Origin of the sequence: Duganella guangzhouensis (assembly GCF_009674535.1) — a bacterium.
Classification (GTDB): Bacteria; Pseudomonadota; Gammaproteobacteria; order Burkholderiales; family Burkholderiaceae_D; genus Rugamonas; species Rugamonas guangzhouensis.
Genome location: NZ_WKJK01000017.1, coordinates 40,989 through 59,782 on the forward strand (window position 1 = coordinate 40,989; position 18,794 = coordinate 59,782).

The following is an 18,794-nucleotide window of genomic DNA, read 5'->3' on the forward strand; positions in this document are numbered from 1 at the left end:
GAGTGTGAGCGGTATGGATGAAGCGTTCCAGGTCGCTGAGCAACTGTGGCAGACGTTCGGGTGGCGGCGGGACAAAGACCGCGTTGGCAGGGCGCGCGCCGCCAATTCAATTCTGCGAGCGTCGTAGTTCGCCTGGCTGTTTGCCCGCGCCGCGCGCACCGTCGAGTAGCATGCGATGTGCCTCGCAGAGCAGGCGCATGCTGATAGGCAGTCCATTTTCAGCCTGCAGGTTGTCGCGTACAAAATGGAATGCGCGCAGGTAGTTGCTCACTTCCTCCACGTCGGCCGGGTTATCGACTTCCATGCCGGCTTCGTTTTCGAATAGGTCGTCCAGCGTGGCTTGCGTGCCTTCGATCTGCGACGTCAGCAGGGCTTCCTTGCGTATTGAGCCGTAGATGAGCCAGTTTTCCGAGGGAACGAGGCCGGCGACGCCATTGAGCCGTGCCAACGCCAGTTCAGCCGCTCGGTTGGCTGCCGCGTACGAGTCGGATGCGATTGGTGGCGCCTCAGGCGACAACAGACCAGTTCCGGTTAAGCGCGGCATTTTAAAGAATCCTTTAATAGCGCGATCTATATTAAAGCATTCTTTAATTTGAGGTTTGCTCTTGCTTGCTCAGCGCGGAGGTTTCGCCGATGACGCTGGCGCTGACGATCATGGCGGCGCCGAGTACCGCCAGCATGGGAATGTGCTCGCCGGCCAGCAGGCCGAACAGGCCGGCCCAGACCGGTTCGCCGGCGTAGATTAGCGTGGCTTTGGTGGCGCTGACCTGGCGCTGCGCCCAGTTCATCACGTACTGGATGGCGGCGCTGGCCGCGCCCAGCGCCAGTGCGCACACCAGGAACAGCGGCGCGTAGCCGGGCAGGCTTTCGCCGGCCACCGGCATCGCTGCGAACGCCAGCAGGGAAGCCACCGCCAGCTGGGTGACGGTCACCCGCGCCAGATTGACGCGCTGGCTGTAGTGGCCGATCAAAATGATCTCGGCCGAGATGGCAAGCGCACCCAGCGCGGTCAGCAGCTCGCCGTAACCAAGTCCGCCACGGATGCCTTCCGGCCCGGCCAGGCAGGCCAGTCCCGCGAACGACAGCGCCGCGCCGGCCAAGGCCGCGATATGCGGCCGCTGGCGCTGGAACAGCCATTGCAGCAGCGGCACCATTGGCACGTAAAACGCGGTGATGAAGGCGGATTTGCTGCTGGTGATGTATTGCAGTCCCTGCGTTTGCAGCGAGTAGCCGGCAAAGATGGAGGCGCCGATGGCGAGCCCGGCGCCCAGTTCCAGTGCGGTGAAGCCGCGCAAATGTTTGCGGCTCAGCACGGCGGCAATCAGGGCGGCGATGGCAAAGCGGGTGCCAACAAACGCCAGCGGCCCGGCGCTCTGCACCGCAGTGTGGACCACCAGAAAAGTGCCGCCCCAGATCATGGTGACGATCACCAGCGACAGCACGGCCCAGCGAGGATTTAGTGTATTCATGGTAAGATATGCGCAAAATATTTCTCATATTATGATGCGCAATATATTGCCCAGTCAAGAAACTTCCTCGCCCGCGCTGGCCCACGCGGCCGAAAACGTGCGCCGCTACCGACAGCAGCAGGGGCTCAGCCAGTCCGAATTGGCCACGCGCGCCGGCCTGAGCCGCCGCATGATCAATGGCCTGGAGGCCGGCAGCGTCAACATCAGCCTGTCGAATCTGGACGCGATCGCGTTGGCGCTGGGCGTGCGCTTTGTCGATCTGGTGCGGCCGGCGCAGGCCGACAATCGCGACATCCGCAGCGTGATGTGGCGCGGCGCCGGCGCCGATAGCCAGGCGATGCTGCTGGGCGCCGCCCCGGCCGGCAATATGGTGGAGTTGTGGACCTGGTCGCTGCACCCCGGCGACCGTTACGACGCCGAGCCGGACGCCCAGGGCTTTTCCGAGATGATCGTGGTGACGGCGGGCACGCTGCACATTGTGTTCGAACACGAGACGCGGCAGCTGGCGCTGGGCGAGTTTGCCATCTTCAGCAGCGCGCAGCGCTATGCCTATGTCAATCCGTCGGAGCTGACGGTGCGCTTTATTCGCAACGTGATCAGCTGACTTTTTTGCATTTTCCCTACCGGCCTGACATACTGCCGCGCTTTACAAGTAAAGCAAGGGGAGGGCAGTTGTGAGTATCTGGAGAACCAAGGATTTTGACGCCATGCGCGCTGCCAGCGCCCAGCCGGGCGGACTGCGCAAGGTACTGGGGCCGGTCGATCTGATCCTGATGGGCATCGGCGCGATTGTCGGCACCGGCATCTTCGTGCTGACCGGTAGCGGCGCCTCGACCGCCGGGCCGGCGCTGGTGCTGTCGTTCGTGGTGGCCGCATTTGCCTGCGGTTTCGCCGCGCTGTGCTATGCGGAGTTTGCCTCCATCCTGCCGGTGGCCGGCGGGATTTATACCTATAGCTATGCCATCCTCGGCGAGCTGGTGGCGTGGATGATAGGCTGGGATTTGATTCTGGAATATGGCCTGGTGACGTCGGCCGTGTCGGTCGGCTGGTCGGGCTATTTCCAGTCGCTGCTGGGCGGCTTTGGCCTGCACATTCCGGTGGCGCTGTCGGCCGCGCCGGGCGCGCTGCCGGGCGTGACCACCTTCTTCAACCTGCCTGCGTTTGTCATCATGATGGTGCTGACCGTGATGCTGTCGCTGGGCGTGCGCGAGTCTGCGCGCATCAACAACATCATGGTGGTGGTGAAGATAGGCGTGGTGCTGCTGTTCATTCTGGTCGGCACGCGCCATGTGTCGCCGCCGAACTGGCATCCGTTCATGCCGTATGGCGCCACCGGCGTCATGAGCGCGGCGGCGCTGGTGTTCTTTGCCTTCATCGGCTTCGACGCGGTGACCACGGCGGCGGAAGAGGTCAAGAATCCCAAGCGCGATCTGCCGATCGGCATCATCGGATCGCTGGCGATTTGCACGCTGCTGTATGTGGTGGTGTCGGCCATCATGACCGGGATTGTGCCGTTCACGCAGTTCAAGGGTGTCGATCACCCGGTGTCGCTGGCGCTGCAGTTCGCCGGTGAAAACTGGTTCGCCGGGTTTGTCGACCTGGGCGCGATTCTGGGCATGAGCACCGTGATTCTGGTGATGGCGTTTGGCCAGAGCCGCGTGCTGTATGCAATGTCGCGCGACGGCCTGCTGCCGAAGCGCTTGTCGGCATTGAATGGCGCCGGCACGCCGATCGTGGCGACCTGGCTGGTTGGCATTGTGTTTGGCCTGCTGGGCGCACTGGTGCCGCTGCAAGTGCTGGGCGAGCTGGCGAATATCGGCACGCTGGCGGCGTTCTGCCTGGTGTCGCTGGCGGTGATTGTGCTGCGTCGCAAGCGTCCGGACTTGCAGCGCGCGTTCCGCTGCCCTGGCGTGCCGGTGATCCCGGCGCTGGCCATCCTGTTCTGCGGCGCGCTGATGGCCTTCCTCAGCGCGATCACCTGGATCGCCTTCACCGTCTGGCTGGCGATCGGGCTGGTGGTGTATTTCACGTACGCGCGCCATCATTCGGTGCTGGCTACCTCCTCGGTCTGACAGAACGCGCCTGGCGACGTGGCGCCGCTGGCAAGACGTCGCGCGATCGGCGCGTCGTGGCGCACGGCGGTCATTTCGGCCACGATGGCGACCGCGATTTCCGGTGGTGTATGACTGCCGATCGGCAGGCCCACCGGGCCGTGGAGTCGTTGCAGTTCGGCCGGCGAGAAATCGAAATGCTGCATCAGTCGCTCGCGCCGGCGCGCGTCGTTGAGACGCGAGCCGACCGCGCCCACGTAGAATGCTGGTGAACGCAATGCTTCCAACAGCACCAGGTCATCCAGCTTGGGATCGTGGGTGAGGGCGACCACGGCGCAGCGGGCGTCGGCGTGCAGCGCGAGGAAGGCGTCGTCGGGCATGGTGGTCAGCAGGCGTGTGCCGGGCACACGCCATTCGGCGCCGTATTCCTCGCGCGGTTCGCAGATGGTGACGTCGTAATCCAGCGCCTGCGCCATCTGCGCCAGATAGTACGAGATCTGGCCGGCGCCGACGATGAACAGCCGCCATTGCGGGCCGTGCACGGTGCGCAGCTGTTGGCCATTCCACTGCAATTCGTCGCCGCGCTGCGCGTTGGAGAGCGTGCTGCTGCCTCCGAGCAGATCGATTTCCCGTACCACCAATTCCCCCTGTTCCAGCCGCGCCGCCAGTTGATCCAGCTGGGCAGGATCGGGCTGCGGCTCGATCACCAGTTCCAGCGCGCCGCCGCAGGGCAGGCCGTAACGCGCCGCTTCTTCCTGAGTGACGCCGTAGGGCAGCGCGAACGGCTGCGCGCCGGCCAGGCGACCATCGCGCATGCGGGCGATCAGGTCGTCCTCGACGCAGCCGCCGGAGACCGATCCCACGGTCATGCCGTCATCGCGCAACACCAGCCAGGAACCGGCCGGACGCGGCGCCGAGCCCCAGGTGTGGGCCACGGTGACCAGCGCCAGGCCGTGGCCTTCGGCCGCCCAGCGACGGGCGGCCTCCAGTACTTGCAAGTCGACGCTTTCCATCAGGCTTGCAGTTCCTCGCTGCGCAGCGGCAGATTGCGCAGTCGCTTGCCGGTGGCGGCGGCCAGCGCGTTGGCCACGGCTGGCGCCAGCGGTGGCACGCCCGGTTCACCGATGCCGGTCGGCTTTTCGGCCGATGGCAGGATGTGCACTTCCACCTTGGGCATTTCGGTGATGCGGATCGGCGCGTAGTCGTGGAAGTTGGATTGTTCGACCGCGCCATCCTTCAACGTGATGGCGCCGTGCAGCGCGGCCGACAGCGCGAAGCCAACGCCGCCCTCGACCTGCGCCCGCACCACGTCCGGATTGACCACCATGCCGCAGTCCACTGCGCACACCACGCGGTCAACGCTGAAGCTGCCGTCGCTGTTGACGCTCACTTCAGCCACTTCCGCGACAAAGGTGCCAAAGGCTTCATGCACCGCCACGCCGCGCCCGCGTCGCGTGCCTGGCTGGCCAGCCGCCAGCGGCTGGCCCCAGCCGGCTTTGTCGGCGGCCAGACGCAGCACGCCGGCGTGGCGCGGATGTTTATCCAACAGTGACAGCCGGTAGGCCACCGCGTCCTGGCCGGCCACCGCCGCCAGTTCGTCGATGAAGGTTTCGGTGGAGTAGGCGGTATGGGTCGAGCCCACTGAGCGCCACCAGTGCACCGGCACCGGAACATCGGTGGGCGTGTGCAGTTCGACCCGCAGCGCCGGTATGCCATACGGCAGGTTGGACGCGCCTTCGACCGACACGCCATCGATACCATCCTTGACCATGCCGCTGAACGCGGTGCCGGTCAGGATGGACTGGCCGACCAGCCGGTGACGCCAGGCGGCGGGGCGGCCGTCGGCGCCCAGCGTGGCTTCCAGCGCGTGGTGGAAGGCAGGACGGTAGTAGCCGCCTTTGGTGTCGTCCTCACGCAGCCATACCATCTTGACCGGTTCGCGGCGCTTGGCGGCTTTGGCGATTTGCACCGCTTCCAGCACGTAGTCGCCGTCCTTGCTGGCGCGGCGACCGAAACTGCCGCCGGCGTACAGCATGTTGATCTTGACCTGTTCGGGACGTAGTCCCAGCAGTGCGGCCACCGCCGGCTGGTCGATCGACTGGAATTGGGCGCCGTACCAGAGTTCGCAATCCTGCTCGCCGATGCGGACCACGCAGTTCAGCGGTTCCATCGCGGCGTGGGCCAGATACGGGAAGTCGTAGCTGGCGCGCAGCACGCGTTCCGCTCCGGCCAGGGCGGCGTTGGCATCACCGTCGTTGCGCGCCACCGCGCCGGGTTGTTGTGCCAGCGCGCGGTAGCGGGTCATCAGTTCATCGGTACTGAGTGTGGAAGCTTTGCTGTCGTCCCACGTTACTTGCAGCGCGTCGCGGCCGTTCTTTGCGCTCCAGGTGTCCTTGGCCAGCACGGCGACGCCGCTCGGGATCTGCGCCACTTGCAACACGCCTTTGACGGCCAATGCTTTGCGAGCATCGAAGGATTTGACGGTGGCGCCGAAGCGCGGCGCATGCGCCACCACGGCGGTCAGCATGCCGGGCAGATGGACGTCCTGCGTGAAACGCGCGCGGCCATTGATCTTGTCGCTGCTGTCTTTGCGCGGCGCCTGTTTGCCGATTAACTTGAAGTCCTTGGGCGATTTCAGCGTGACGTCGGCCGGCACCGGCAGTTTGGCGGCGGCAGCGGCCAGTTCGCCAAAGCCGGCTTTGCGGCCCGACGCCGCGTGCGAGACCACGCTGTCGCTGACGCTGATGTCGGCGGCCGGCACGCTCCACTGTTGGGCGGCGGCGTTGACCAGCATGGCACGCGCGCTGGCGCCAGCCTTGCGCATCTGCTCCCAGGAATTGGCGATGGCGGTGCTGCCGCCAGTGCCTTGGAAGGGGCCGAACATCAGGTTGTTGTAGCGGCTAGCATCGGCCGGCGCGCCTTCGACGCGAACCTGGCGCCAGTCTGCGTCCAGTTCTTCGGCCACCAGTGTGGCCAGGCCGGTGTAGGCTCCCTGGCCCATTTCGACGTGCTTGGAGATGACGGTGATTGCGCCGTCGGTGCCGATGCGGATGAAGGCGTTCGGTTCGAATGCGGGCGGTGCGGCCGCAGCGGCGGCGGTTGCGCCGGGCAGGTAGATGGCAAGTGTCAGGCCGGCCGCGCCTTGTGCCGCCTGGCGCAGGAAGCCGCGGCGGCTGTGGTTTTCAATGCGGGTGGTGTCCATGGTCGTCCTTTCAGGCCAGCGCTTGCGCGGCTTCGTGGATGGCGGCGCGGATGCGGACGTAGGTGGCGCAGCGGCAGATGTTGCCGGCCATGGCGGCGTCGATATCGGCGTCGCTGGGCTTGCGGTTCTGCTGCAGCAGTGCGACCGCGCTCATGATCTGGCCGGACTGGCAGTAACCGCACTGCACCACGTCGAGCTTTTGCCAGGCCGCTTGCACGACTTGGCCGACGCGGGCATGGTCCACGCCTTCGATGGTGACGATTTTCTTGCCGACGGCGGCCGACACCGGGGTGCTGCACGAGCGCACCGGCTGGCCATCCAGATGCGCGGTGCAGGCGCCGCACAGGCCCATGCCGCAGCCGTATTTGGTGCCGGTCATTTGCAGGGTATCGCGCAGCACCCAGAGCAGCGGTGTGTCGGGCGCGGCATCGACACGGCGGATGTTGCCGTTAATGTTCAGGGTAATCATGCCAGTTCTCTCCGGTCAGTGGAAATGCAGGCTTGCATGGTAAGCAGCCCGCGCGCGGAGGTGATAGCCTGATCGCCTGAGTTTCTTGCCTGATCCTATTTGGTGTTCACGCCGCGATTGCGCCGCGCCGCAGACCTTCGATGTCGCGCTTGGGCGGTGCGCCGAATTGGCGGCTGTATTCACGGCTGAATTGCGATGGACTCTCGTAGCCGACGCGGAAGGCGGCGCTGGCGGCGTCCAGGTGATCGTTCAGCATCAGCCGCCGCGCTTCGTTCAGGCGTAGCCACTTCTGGTACTGCAAAGGACTCATGGCGGTCAGTTGGCGGAAGTGGTGGTGCAGGCTGGAGCTGCTCATCTTCACCTTCAGCGCCAGTTCGTCGATGCTGAGCGGCTGGGCGTAGTGCACGCGCAGCCAGTCGATCACGCGCGCAATGCGGAAACTCTGGCTGCCGGCCGAGGCGATCTGCCGCAGACGTAGCGCCTGATCGCTTTGCAGCAGGCGGTAATGGATTTCCTTCTCGATCAAGGGCGCCAGCACGGCGCAGTCTTGCGGCTTGTCGAGCAAGGCCAGTAAACGCTGCATCGGTTCCAGCAGCGCCGGCGTCATGATGCCGACACCGGCCGCGCCGTGGCTGGCTGTGTCGTCGGGTGGCGGCGGCTCGGCCTGGGCGGCCAGTTCCGCAATCAGGCGCAGATCCAGCCGCAGCACCAGGCCGAGGCAGGGCTGTTCCGGACTGGCTTGCAGCACCTGCGAGCTGCCGGGCAGATTCATCGACGTCACCAGGAAGCGGCTGCTGTCGTAGCTATAGGCTTGCTCGCCAATCACCAGCTGCTTGGCGCCCTGCGCCACCACCACAATACTGGGTTCGATCAGGCAAGCGGTGGGCGCTGTCGGCTGGTCGCGCCGGTACATGCCCAGATTGGGCAAGGGCGACTGCCAGTTGTCAGCGGTGCGGGTCCAGCGGCTGATCGTCGCCGCCAGTTCGGCGTGGGGAGATGTCTGCATGGCGAAGTGGGTGAATTAACCGGTCATGATAGCGTGCCACGGCGCGGCTGGGGCGTGGTGCATTTACTTGACCTTATGAGCGCTGTTCATTAATTGCCCGCTGCGCCATTCATGAATAACGCTCATATCGGCATTGCGCCGTAGCCGTCTACTCGCATCATGCGCTTGACCCTACACTGAGCGTTGATTGAAAGGAGAGTCCGATGTCTATCCCCGCATTTGAACATTACACCAACGAGCTGCTGCTGGGCGATGTGTGGCAGCGCCCCGGCCTGTCGCCGCGCGATCGCGGCATCGTCACCGTGGCGACGCTGATCGCCCGCAATCAGTCGCAGGAGCTGCCGTTCTATCTGAATCTCGCTATGGACAACGGCGTCAAGCCGGGCGAAGTGGCAGAAGTCATTACCCATCTGGCGTTCTACTCTGGCTGGCCGAATGCCAGCGCAGCCGCGCGCGTCGCGCAGACGGTATTCGCTGAGCGCGATATCAGCACGGAGCAACTGCCGGCCGCGAAGGTGCCGCTGCTGCCGTTGGACCAGGCAACGGAAGCGGCGCGCGCCAGCATGGTGGAACAGAACTTCGGCCAAGTGGCGCCGGGCGTGGTCAAGTACACCACCGAGGCGCTGTTCCGCGATCTGTGGCTACGACCCGGCCTGGCGCCGCGCGATCGCAGCATGGTCACGGTCAGTGCGCTGGTGGCCTCGGGCCAAGTGGCGCAGATCACCTATCACCTCAACCGCGCCATGGATAACGGTCTCTCCGAGGCCGAAGCCGGCGAGATGCTGACTCAGTTGGCCTTCTATGCCGGCTGGCCTCACGTGTTCTCCGCCATGCCGGTATTTAAAGACGTCTTCGCTAAACGAAAGGAATAATCATGGAACTCAAACGAGCAGGTTCACAGCCATCGGTCAAAGGACCGGAACAATACTTCACCGGCACCGTCCGCATCGATCCGCATCATTCGGCCAGCGCGCCGGCGCGGGTGTCGGCCGCCAGCGTGACCTTCGAGCCGGGCGCGCGCTCGGCCTGGCATACGCATCCGCTGGGGCAGATCCTGATCGTCACCGCTGGCTGTGGCTGGACCCAATGCGAGGGCGAGGCCAAGGTGGAAATTCGCGCCGGTGATGTGATCTGGTGCCCGCCCGGCCACAAGCACTGGCACGGCGCCACCGCCACCACGGCCATGACGCACATCGCGGTGCAGGAATCGCTGGATGGCGTGGCGGTGGTCTGGCTGGACAAGGTTCGCGATGAGGATTATCTGAGTCCACTAGGCGAAGTGCACGCGCATTAAGTGATTCCGATCATGGATCTATGAATGGGCGTCATAAGGCCATGCAAATTCCGGCCCGTTTTTGTGCCCGTTCCGCCGTTATCATGCTCGCCTCAAGTAATGAAAGGAATACCCATGACTGTCAAAGCCTACGGCGCTCACGCCGCTGACCAAGCCCTCGTCTCGATGGACATCACCCGCCGCGCGCCGGGCGCGCATGACGTGCAGATCGACATCGCCTTCTGCGGCGTATGCCACTCGGATCTGCACACCGTGCGCTCGGAATGGGCAGGCACCGTGTTCCCTTGTGTGCCGGGTCACGAGATTGTTGGTCGCGTGTCGGCGCTGGGCGGCCATGTCAGCGGCTTCAAGGTCGGTGATCTGGTGGGCGTTGGCTGTCTGGTCGACAGCTGCCAGCATTGCGAAGAGTGCGATGCGGGCCTGGAAAACTATTGCGACAATATGACCGGCACCTACAACTTCCCGACCGCCGACGCGCCGGGCCACACGCTGGGCGGCTACGCCGAGCAAATCGTGGTGCATGAGCGTTATGTGCTGCGCGTCAGCCATCCGGAGCAGCAGTTGGCCGCCGTTGCGCCGCTGCTATGCGCCGGCATCACCACCTATTCGCCGCTGCGCCACTGGAACGTGGGACCGGGCAAGAAGGTTGGCATCGTCGGCATCGGCGGTCTCGGTCACATGGGCATCAAGCTGGCGCGCGCGATGGGCGCGCATGTGGTGGCGTTCACTACCTCCGAGTCCAAGCGTCAGGATGCGGAGGCGCTGGGCGCGCATGAAGTGGTGGTGTCGAAGGATGCCGCCGCCATGGCCAAGCATGCCAGCAGCCTGGATCTGATTATCAACACGGTGGCGGCGCCGCACGATCTGGACGCTTTCGTCACGCTGCTGAAGCGCGATGGCACCATGACGCTGGTGGGCGTGCCGGCCGAACCGCATCCGTCGCCGGCGGTGTTCAATCTGATTGGCAAGCGCCGCGCGATTGCCGGCTCGATGATCGGCGGGATCCCGGAAACCCAGGAAATGCTGGACTTCTGCGCCCAGCATGGCATCGTGGCTGACATCGAAATGATCCGCGCCGAGGATATCAACGCCGCCTACGAGCGCATGCTCAAGGGCGATGTCAAATACCGCTTCGTGATCGACAGCGCGACGCTGGCCGCCTGAGATTCCTATGCAAAGCAATGTACTGAGCTCTGTGGACAACAGGGCGGGGCAGCCTGCTGCCTGGGGCGCGGTACTGGCGATGGCGCTGGGGGCGTTTGTGCTGGTGGCGTCGGAGTTCATGCCGGTCAGCCTGCTGACGCCTATCGCCGCCGACCTGCACATCACGGAAGGCCAGGCTGGCCAGGCGATTGCGATCTCCGGCGCGTTTGCGCTGCTGACTAGCCTGTGCATCAGCCGCCTGGCCGGACGGCTGGACCGCAAGGTGCTGCTACTGGCCATGACCTTGCTGATGATTGTCTCCGGCACGGTGGTGGCGTTTGCGCCCAACTACTTCGTGTTCATGGTCGGCCGCGCGCTGATCGGGGTGGCAATCGGCGGCTTCTGGTCGATGTCGGCGGCGGTCGCAATGCGCCTGGTGCCGGATCAGCAGGTGCCGCGCGCGCTGGCCATCGTCAACGGCGGCAATGCGTTGGCGACGGTGATCGCGGCGCCGCTGGGCAGCTTCCTCGGCACGCTGATCGGCTGGCGCGGCGCGTTCTTCTGCGTGGTGCCGATGGCGGCGCTGGCCTTGGTCTGGAAGCTCGCCAGTCTGCCGGCCATGCGCAGCGAGGCCGCTCAAGGGGGCAATGTGTTCCGCCTGCTGGCGCGGCCGGTGGTTGCCTACGGCATGCTGGCGGTCAGCCTGTTCTTCATGGGGCAGTTTGCGCTGTTCACCTATCTGCGGCCGTTCCTGGAAGGCGTGACGCGGCTGGATGCCGCCGGCCTGTCGCTGATGCTGCTGTTGATGGGCGTAGCAGGTTTTGTCGGCACCACGCTGATTGGCGGCTTTTTAAAAGAGGGCTTGTACCGCACGCTGATCATCACGCCATTGCTGATGGCGGCGATCGCGCTGGCGCTGATGGCCTTCGGCCAATTGACGGCGGCGGTGGCGTTGCTGTTGGCGGTATGGGGGCTGGTTGGCACGTCAGCACCGGTCGGCTGGTGGACCTGGCTGGCGCGCACCTTGCCGGATGATGCCGAAGCCGGCGGCGGTTTGATTGTCGCCGTGGTGCAGCTGGCCATTATGCTGGGCGCCACGCTGGGCGGCTTGATGTTCGACGCCAGCGGCTACCGCGCCACGTTTGAGCTGAGCGCGGGGGGGCTGATGATCGCCGCCGTCATGGCAATCATGACGGCACGCGCCAGCCGGCAGGCTGCCGCTTGACGGCGTTCGCACCGCTGGCCGAGCTGCTTCGTCCGCGCACGCTGGATGAGGTGCTCGGCCAGCGTCATTTGCTGGCGGCGGGTGGAGCGCTGCGTCGGCCGCTGCATTCGATGCTGCTGTGGGGACCGCCCGGCGTCGGCAAGACTACGCTGGCGCGGCTGCTGGCTGCGGCGGGCGGCGGTGAGTTGTTGGCTGTGCCGGCGGTGCTGAGCAGCCAGCAAGAGCTGCGCGCCGCGCTACAGCGCGCCCAGGAACGTCAGGCCGCCGGCCAGCGCACGGTGCTGTTCATCGATGAAGTTCACCGCCTGGATCGCACGCGCCAGGCCATGCTACTGTCAGCCTTGTCGCCGGCCACGCTGCTGATTGCGGCCACCACTGAAAATCCCTCCTTTGCATTGGCGCCTGCGCTGCTGGCGCGTTTGCGCGTGCACGTGCTGTGGCCGCTCGATGAGCATGATCTGCGCCTTCTGCTGGAGCGTGCCATGCGGCGCGCGCTGGCGCATTTATGCTTTGATGCCGAGGCGATTGCCAGGCTGGCCGCGTGGGCCGATGGCGATGGACGGCGTTGTCTCAATCTGCTGCAACAGACCGGCGCCGCCGCCGATGCCGCCGGCATCACCAGCGTCGACGCGGCGTTTGTGACGCAGGCGCTGAACCAGCAGGGCAGGCGCTTCGACAAGGGCGGCGACCAGTTCTACGATCAGATCTCGGCGCTGCATAAATCGGTGCGCGGTTCGAATCCGGATGCGGCGCTCTACTGGCTGGCACGCATGCTCGATAGCGGCACCGATCCGCGCTATCTGCTGCGACGCCTGACGGCGATGGCCTGGGACGATGTCGGCCTGGCCGATCCGCGCGCGCTGCGCATGGTGGAGCTGGCGGCTGAGAGCTGGCAGCGCGACGGCACGGCCGATGCGCATCTGGCGTTGGCGCAGGCGGCGTTGTATTTATCGGTCACCACGCGCAGCAATGCCAGCGCGATGGCGGTGATGCAAATGCGGCAGTATGTGCGCGAGGGCGGGGCGCCACCTGACGGCGGCCAGGCTTATTCCTTGTAGCGAATCGCTTCGATCACCAGCGCCAGTGCGCGCGAGGAGTTGCGGCGGCTCGGGTAGAAGGCGTGCAGGCCGGCGAAGGCCGGGCAGCAGTCGCGCATAACGGCCGTCAGCCGGCCGGCGTGTATATGTTCGGCCACCATGCTCTCCGGCAGAAACGCCAGCCCGCAGCCGGCCAGTGCCGCGTCCAGCATCGGATAGACGCTGGTGAACATGGCTTGGCCGCGCACCCGCGCTTCGACTGGCTTGCCCTGATCCAGTAGTTCCCACGCATAGGTGCCGCCGCTGCTGGGCAGGCGCAGTACGATGCAGTTATGGCGCAGCAGTTCCTGCAGTGTGGTGGGCGCGGCACGCTGCGCGAGGTAGCTGGGCGCGGCAACGATCAGCATTGGCACATCGGCGGTCAGGCGCACCGCGATCATGTCCTTTTCCACCTGGTCGCCATGGCGCACGCCGATGTCGTAGCTTTCGGCGGCGATGTCCACCAGCCGGTATTCCGAGCTGATTTCCACATTCAAATCGGGATATTCACGCAGCAGCGGTGCGATGCGCGGCCACAGCACGGTGTCGACCGTGTGGTCGATGGCGGTGATGCGCACCGTGCCGGCCGGCTTGTCTCCGAGGTCGCTGATGGCGGTGATCTCGGCCTCGATTTCCTCCAGCCTTGGCGCGACATTTTGCAACAGCCGTTCACCAGCTTCGGTGGGCGAGACGCTGCGGGTGGTGCGCGTCAGCAGGCGCACGCCAAGCCGGCTTTCCAGTCCGCGAATGATGTGGCTCAGCGCCGATTGCGTCATGCCCAACTTGGCGGCGGCGCGGGTGAAGCTGCGCTCTCTGGCCACGGCCAGGAACACGAGTATGTCGTTGATGTTGTCGCGTGCCATCCAGTGGGTTCCAAAAAAGATGGCGAAATCATACACGAGCCGGGCATCTGGCAGGATTTCGACAAAGATTATACAATCGTGTGAATTAACACGTTTGTGTGAATTTCTGACGATAGAGGACGGTATGAGCGAAGAAGGACAAAAAGACAACGGCCAGGCCGAGGCGCCGGCGAAGAAGCGCTCGGTGCGCGGCGTGATGAGCGTGCTGGGGGCGCTGGCGGTGCTGCTGGGCGGCGGTTGGTTCCTGTATCACCACTTCGTGGGTCAATACTACGAGGAGACCGATGACGCCTACCTGCGCGCCGACGATGTGACAGTGTCGCCCAAGGTGGGCGGTTATGTCGCACAGGTGCTGGTCAAGGAAAACCAGGACGTGAAGGCTGGCCAGCCGCTGGTGCGCATCGACGCGCGCGACTATGACGCTCAGGCCGAGCAATACCAGGCGCAGATCGAGGTGGCCAAGGCCAACGCCGACGCGGTGCGGGCCCAGATCGACGAGCAGCAATCGACGGTGGCGCAGATGCGCGCGCAACTGGCATCGGCGCGCGACAGCGCCGCTTTCTCCAAGCGCGAGGTGGAACGCTATGCGCCGCTGGTGGAAATCGGCGCCGAAAACGCCGAAGCGCTGGCCACGCGCCGCAATCAGGCCGACCAGTCGGCACGCCAGGTCGCGGCCCAGCAGGCGGCGCTGGACAATGCCGAGAAGCGCATCGCTTCGTTGCAGGCGCAGGTGCGTCAGGCCGAAGCGCAATCGGGCAGCTCGCGCGCCCAGCTGAAAACGGCGGAAGTCAATCTGGAATCGACCCAGCCCATCGCCAGCGTGGCCGGCCGCATTGGTGACCTGACGGTGCGCCTCGGTCAGTTCGTGCAGCCGGGCACGCGTCTGATGTCGATCGTGCCGCTGGATACGCTGTACATCGCCGCCAATTTCAAGGAAACCCAGATCGGCCGCATGCGCGTCGGCCAGCCGGTCGAGATCAAGGTGGATGCCTTGCCGGGCCTGAAGCTGCGCGGTCACGTGGATAGCCTGGCACCCGGCACCGGCGCGCAGTTCTCGCTGCTGCCGCCGCAGAACGCGACCGGTAACTTCACCAAGATCGTCCAGCGCGTGCCGGTGCGGATTGCGATTGACGCCGGCCCGGAAACGCGTCGCGTGCTGGTGCCCGGCCTGTCGCTGAAGGTGGAAGTGGACACCACCAACGCCAAGGACGCGGTGCAGCAGATCCGCGAGCATGAAGAGGCCCGCAAGTGAGCGAGCAGGCCAAGACCGCGCCACCTGCGCCGGTCCGCAAGGAGCCCGAACGCGCTGACGCTGCCGCGTGGCTGGCGGTGGCCGCCGGCACGTTGGGCGCGCTGATGGCGACGCTGGATATCTCCATCGTCAACTCATCGCTGCCCACGATTCAGGGCGAGATCGGCGCCAGTGGCACCGAGGGCACCTGGATCGCCACCGGTTATCTGGTGGCGGAGATTGTCATCATTCCGTTGTGCGGCTGGCTGGAACGGGTGTTCGGCCTGCGCACCTTTTTGCTGGTGGCGGCGGCGCTGTTCACCGCGTTCTCGGTGATGTGCGGGATGTCTACCTCGCTGGGCATGATGATCGTCGGCCGCGTGGGGCAGGGCATCACCGGCGGCGCCATGATCCCGACCGCGCAGACGATTATCGCTACCCGTTTGCCGCGCCACCAGCAGGCGATTGGCACGGCGATGTTTGGCGCGACCGCGATTCTGGGACCGGTGATTGGGCCGCTGATCGGCGGCTGGCTGACCGAGCATCTGAGCTGGCACTATGCGTTCTTCCTCAATATTCCAATCTGCGCCGGGCTGATGGTGCTGCTGCTGGTTGGTTTGCCGTATGAGAAGCCGCGCATGCAGCAATTGGCGGAGGCGGATTGGGCCGGCATCGTTGGCCTGGCCTGTTTCCTTGGAGGGCTGACGGTGGTGCTGGAAGAAGGACAGCGCGAGCAGTGGTTCTCTTCCAGCCTGATTGTGTGGCTATCCTTGCTGTCGTTGAGCGGCTTTGTGCTGATGATGATCGGGCAGATGACGGCCAAGCGGCCGGTGATCCGTCTCAAGCTGCTGCTTAGCCGTCAGTTCGGCAGCGTGGTGGTGATGGGGACCATGATCGGCATGGTGGTGTATGGCACCTCGTATGTGATTCCGCAGTTCCTGGCCACGGTGTCCGGCTATAACTCGATACAGTCGGGCGAGATCGTGGCGCTATCCGGCGTACCGAGTTTGCTGATGATGCCATTGATACCGATCTTGTTCCGCAAGTTCGACATCCGTGTGGCGGTAGGCTTCGGGTTGTCGGTGCTGGCCATCAGCGCTTATATGGAAACCGATCTGACCGCGCTATCGTCCGGTGCCGAGTTCATTCCGTCGCAGCTGATGCGCGGCCTCGGCACCATCTTCGCGATGATGTTCCTCAGCCAGGCCGCGATTCAGTCGGTGAGCCGCGAGTTCGCGGCCGATGCGTCCGGCCTGTTCAACGCGGCGCGCAATATGGGCGGCTCGTTGGCGCTGGCCGGGGTGGCGGTGGTGCAGGACCAGCGGTTGTGGTTCCATCAGCGCCGGCTGGAGGAAACGCTGAACGCCAACCGTGGCGGTGTGCAGGATTATGTGGCGGCACAGGCGCACGCGTTGGGCGGCGTGCCGCAAGCGTTGCAAAGCCTGAACGGCACCATTCAGATGCAGGCGCTGACCATGACTTATATCGACCTGTTCTGGATACTGGCGGTCGGCATCTGCTGCGTGATTCCGCTGGTGCTGTTCCTGCGTCCACTGGACAGACATGCCGCGCCGCAGGCGGGGCATTAAGGAGAATTTGATGAAATTACGTTTTATTCCGTTGGCGCTGCTGGCTGCATTGGGCGGCTGCACCACCGTGGGCACCGACTATGCCGGTCCGCCGGCCACGCCGCAGGCAGATAAATTCGCACGCGCCGATGCGGCCAACACTCCCGCCGAGGGCAAGGCGTTGGCGCAGTGGTGGACCGCGTTCAACGATCCGCAACTGGACGCGCTGGTGCAGCGCGCGCTGGACGCCAATCCGAATCTGGCGTTGACGGCGGCGCGCTTGCGGCAGGCACGCGCTTCGTTGCACACCGAGCAGGCCAACGGCCGGCCTAAAGGTGGTGCCACCGCGCTGGCCGCGCATGCGCATCTGCCGAGTTCCGGCGGCGAGGACTCCGTGCTGCCGTCGTCGCTCAACCTGTATAGCGTGGGCTTTGACGCCACTTGGGAAGTCGATTTGTTCGGCGGCCAGCGACGTGCCACCGAAGCCGCCGGCGCGGCCGCTGAAGCGGCGGAGGCACGGCTGGCCGATGCTCAACTCAGTCTGGTGGCGGAAGTGGCGCAGGCTTACGTCAATCTGCGTTCGACGCAGGCGCAGCTGGCGTTGAGCCAAGCCGCCATTGAACGCCAGCAGCGCGCGCTGGAACTGGCACAGCGCCGCGCGCAGGCCGGCACCGCGTCCGAGCTGGATTTGGCGCGCCTGCAAGGGCAGCTGGAATCCACCCGTTCGCAGGCCGAGCCGCTGGAGGCGCAACTGGACGCGTATCGCGACGAGCTGGCGATGCTGGTCGGCCAAGCGCCGGGCGCGTTGGATGCGGAGCTGGCGCAGGCTACCAGCAGCGCCGCCACGGTGCCGTTGCCGCCGGCTGCGGTGACGGTGGGCGATCCGGCCGCGCTGCTGCGGCGCCGGCCCGACATCCGCGCCGCCGAGCGCACGCTGGCGCAGCGCCAGGCGCAAATCGGCCAGGCGCAGGCGGCACGCTTCCCCAAACTGTCGCTAATGGGCTTGATCGGCATTGGCGGCACCCGCGTCAGCGATCTGACCCACCTGGATGATTTTGCCGCCATCGCGGCACCGCAACTGAGCTGGAATTTCCTCGACTTTGGCCGCATCAGCGCCAACATCGAGCAGAGCGAGGGGGCGCGTGACGAGGCCGAGGCGCAGTACCGCGTCACCGTGCTGGGTGCGCTGCGCGATGCCGAGGATGCGCTGTCGCGCTTCCGCCAGCAGCGCACCACGGTGGCCACCATCGCCCGCGCCAAGGCTAGCGCCGACCGCGCCGCGTCGCTCACCACGGCACGCCAGCGGGCTGGTACCGCCAACATGATCGACGTGCTGGACGCCGAACGCCAGCAGCTAGGCGCCGAGCAGAATCTGGCGCAGGCGCAGGCCGCATTGACCGGCGATTTCATCGCGCTGCAGAAGGCACTGGGCCTGGGATGGAAGGGTTCTTTATAATAGCGGTTTTACTAACTGCAGATTGATGGACCATGAGTGAGGAACAAGCCGCTGCCGGCGCAGGCGCGCGCAAGCTGCGCACAGATGGCGCACAGGCGCGTGAACGGATACTGTTCGCCGCGCTGAAGCTGTTCGTCGCCAAGGGCTATCACACCACCTCGGTGCGCGACATCGCCGCCGAGGCGGGCGTTAACAGCGCCGCGATCCGCTACTACTTCGGCGACAAGGCCAGCTTGTATCGCGCCGCGTTGTATGAGCCGGTACAGGAATATCTGCTGCACGAAACCGAGCCGTTTGACGCGCCCGGCCTGCCGATCGAGGAGGCGCTACGGCGTTTCACCATCCGCCGGATGGTGCCGCTGAGCGGCGGCGAGGCGATCCGCCTCAGCGTGCGGCTGCGCATGCGCGAAAGCTTTGAGCCGACTGGCCTGCTGGAGGACGAGCGCTACAAGGCCGAGCAGGAGCAGCGACTGCTCGACGTGCTGGCGCGCGTGCTGCAGGTGCCGCACTCGGACCCGGAGCTGATCGCACTGGGCATCGCGATTCGCGCCTTGACCGCATCGCTGATCATCGGTCGCGAACATCTGTGCAAGAGCGATCCACTATTCGACACCCCGGCCGGGCTGGACGCCTGGATCGCCCGCCTGACCCGCTATGCCTGCGCCATGGTGGCGGTAGAACAGGCGCGCCGGCATGCTTGAAATCCGCCCGTTCTAATTGTTGTCGCATTTGGCCCGGATC

At 65.3% G+C, this 18,794-nt stretch carries 18 protein-coding genes; 11 read left to right on the forward strand and 7 right to left on the reverse strand.

Features of this window, described 5'->3' with window-relative positions; translation table 11 throughout:
- Nucleotides 1-106 precede the first annotated feature (106 nt).
- Together GJ699_RS34735 and GJ699_RS26115 are read right to left on the reverse strand one after the other, a co-directional pair.
- The gene (locus GJ699_RS34735) at nt 107-544 is read right to left on the reverse strand and encodes a Fic/DOC family N-terminal domain-containing protein (RefSeq protein WP_229262301.1); all 438 of its coding nucleotides are present in this window, start codon (nt 542-544) and stop codon (nt 107-109) included.
- Between the two features lie 43 nt (nt 545-587).
- Nucleotides 588-1,469 carry a DMT family transporter gene (locus tag GJ699_RS26115; RefSeq protein ID WP_154381913.1) on the reverse strand — a complete coding sequence of 294 codons (882 nt, stop codon included), beginning with the start codon at nt 1,467-1,469 and terminating at the stop codon, nt 588-590.
- A 46-nt stretch (nt 1,470-1,515) separates the two neighbouring features.
- On the opposite strand from GJ699_RS26115, the gene GJ699_RS26120 reads away from it, so the two are divergent.
- Both GJ699_RS26120 and bcaP read left to right on the forward strand, forming a co-directional pair.
- Nucleotides 1,516-2,073 carry an XRE family transcriptional regulator gene (locus GJ699_RS26120; RefSeq protein WP_229262302.1) on the forward strand — a complete coding sequence of 186 codons (558 nt, stop codon included), beginning with the start codon at nt 1,516-1,518 and terminating at the stop codon, nt 2,071-2,073.
- Nucleotides 2,074-2,143: 70 nt separating this feature from the next.
- Entirely contained in the window at nt 2,144-3,541 is a 1,398-nt protein-coding gene (gene bcaP, locus GJ699_RS26125) for a branched-chain amino acid transporter BcaP (RefSeq protein ID WP_371867673.1), read from the forward strand.
- Here the strand turns inward: bcaP and GJ699_RS26130 are convergent.
- The 4 genes from GJ699_RS26130 to GJ699_RS26145 form a co-directional block, all read right to left on the reverse strand.
- Entirely contained in the window at nt 3,511-4,533 is a 1,023-nt protein-coding gene (locus GJ699_RS26130) for an XdhC family protein (protein WP_154381915.1), read from the reverse strand. The two genes, bcaP and GJ699_RS26130, sit on opposite strands and share 31 nt — an antisense overlap.
- Complete coding sequence (locus tag GJ699_RS26135; protein WP_154381917.1) at nt 4,533-6,722, reverse strand: xanthine dehydrogenase family protein molybdopterin-binding subunit; 2,190 nt, start codon at nt 6,720-6,722, stop codon at nt 4,533-4,535. The genes GJ699_RS26130 and GJ699_RS26135 overlap by 1 nt, the downstream gene beginning before the upstream one ends.
- A gap of 10 nt (nt 6,723-6,732) precedes the next feature.
- Complete coding sequence (locus GJ699_RS26140) at nt 6,733-7,191, reverse strand: (2Fe-2S)-binding protein (RefSeq protein ID WP_154381919.1); 459 nt, start codon at nt 7,189-7,191, stop codon at nt 6,733-6,735.
- A gap of 106 nt (nt 7,192-7,297) precedes the next feature.
- Complete coding sequence (locus tag GJ699_RS26145; protein ID WP_154381921.1) at nt 7,298-8,197, reverse strand: AraC family transcriptional regulator; 900 nt, start codon at nt 8,195-8,197, stop codon at nt 7,298-7,300.
- Nucleotides 8,198-8,400: 203 nt separating this feature from the next.
- Between GJ699_RS26145 and GJ699_RS26150 the strand changes: the two genes are divergently transcribed.
- From GJ699_RS26150 to GJ699_RS26170, 5 genes are all read left to right on the forward strand, one after another.
- Nucleotides 8,401-9,069: a carboxymuconolactone decarboxylase family protein gene (locus GJ699_RS26150; RefSeq protein WP_154381923.1), complete on the forward strand. Its 669-nt coding sequence runs from the start codon at nt 8,401-8,403 to the stop codon at nt 9,067-9,069.
- A gap of 2 nt (nt 9,070-9,071) precedes the next feature.
- A complete protein-coding gene (locus tag GJ699_RS26155; RefSeq protein WP_154381925.1) occupies nt 9,072-9,491 on the forward strand; it encodes a (R)-mandelonitrile lyase in 420 nt (139 codons plus the stop codon).
- Nucleotides 9,492-9,605: 114 nt separating this feature from the next.
- Complete coding sequence (locus GJ699_RS26160; protein WP_154381927.1) at nt 9,606-10,655, forward strand: NAD(P)-dependent alcohol dehydrogenase; 1,050 nt, start codon at nt 9,606-9,608, stop codon at nt 10,653-10,655.
- Nucleotides 10,656-10,662: 7 nt separating this feature from the next.
- Nucleotides 10,663-11,859, forward strand: a complete 1,197-nt coding sequence (locus tag GJ699_RS26165; protein WP_154381929.1) for an MFS transporter — start codon at nt 10,663-10,665, stop codon at nt 11,857-11,859.
- On the forward strand, nt 11,856-12,917 hold the full coding sequence (locus GJ699_RS26170) for an AAA family ATPase (protein WP_154381931.1): 1,062 nt from the start codon (nt 11,856-11,858) through the stop codon (nt 12,915-12,917). Before GJ699_RS26165 ends, GJ699_RS26170 begins: the two co-directional genes overlap by 4 nt.
- On the opposite strand, the gene GJ699_RS26175 is transcribed toward GJ699_RS26170, so the two are convergent.
- On the reverse strand, nt 12,905-13,798 hold the full coding sequence (locus GJ699_RS26175) for a LysR family transcriptional regulator (protein WP_154381933.1): 894 nt from the start codon (nt 13,796-13,798) through the stop codon (nt 12,905-12,907). The two genes, GJ699_RS26170 and GJ699_RS26175, sit on opposite strands and share 13 nt — an antisense overlap.
- Before the next feature lie 124 nt (nt 13,799-13,922).
- On the opposite strand from GJ699_RS26175, the gene GJ699_RS26180 reads away from it, so the two are divergent.
- From GJ699_RS26180 to GJ699_RS26195, 4 genes are read left to right on the forward strand one after another with little or no spacing between them, the layout of a single operon-like run.
- Nucleotides 13,923-15,050: an HlyD family secretion protein gene (locus GJ699_RS26180; protein WP_154381935.1), complete on the forward strand. Its 1,128-nt coding sequence runs from the start codon at nt 13,923-13,925 to the stop codon at nt 15,048-15,050.
- A complete protein-coding gene (locus tag GJ699_RS26185; RefSeq protein ID WP_371867674.1) occupies nt 15,047-16,618 on the forward strand; it encodes an MDR family MFS transporter in 1,572 nt (523 codons plus the stop codon). The genes GJ699_RS26180 and GJ699_RS26185 overlap by 4 nt, the downstream gene beginning before the upstream one ends.
- A gap of 10 nt (nt 16,619-16,628) precedes the next feature.
- A complete protein-coding gene (locus GJ699_RS26190; protein WP_154381938.1) occupies nt 16,629-18,053 on the forward strand; it encodes an efflux transporter outer membrane subunit in 1,425 nt (474 codons plus the stop codon).
- A gap of 32 nt (nt 18,054-18,085) precedes the next feature.
- Nucleotides 18,086-18,754, forward strand: a complete 669-nt coding sequence (locus GJ699_RS26195; RefSeq protein ID WP_154381940.1) for a TetR/AcrR family transcriptional regulator — start codon at nt 18,086-18,088, stop codon at nt 18,752-18,754.
- Nucleotides 18,755-18,794 lie beyond the last annotated feature (40 nt).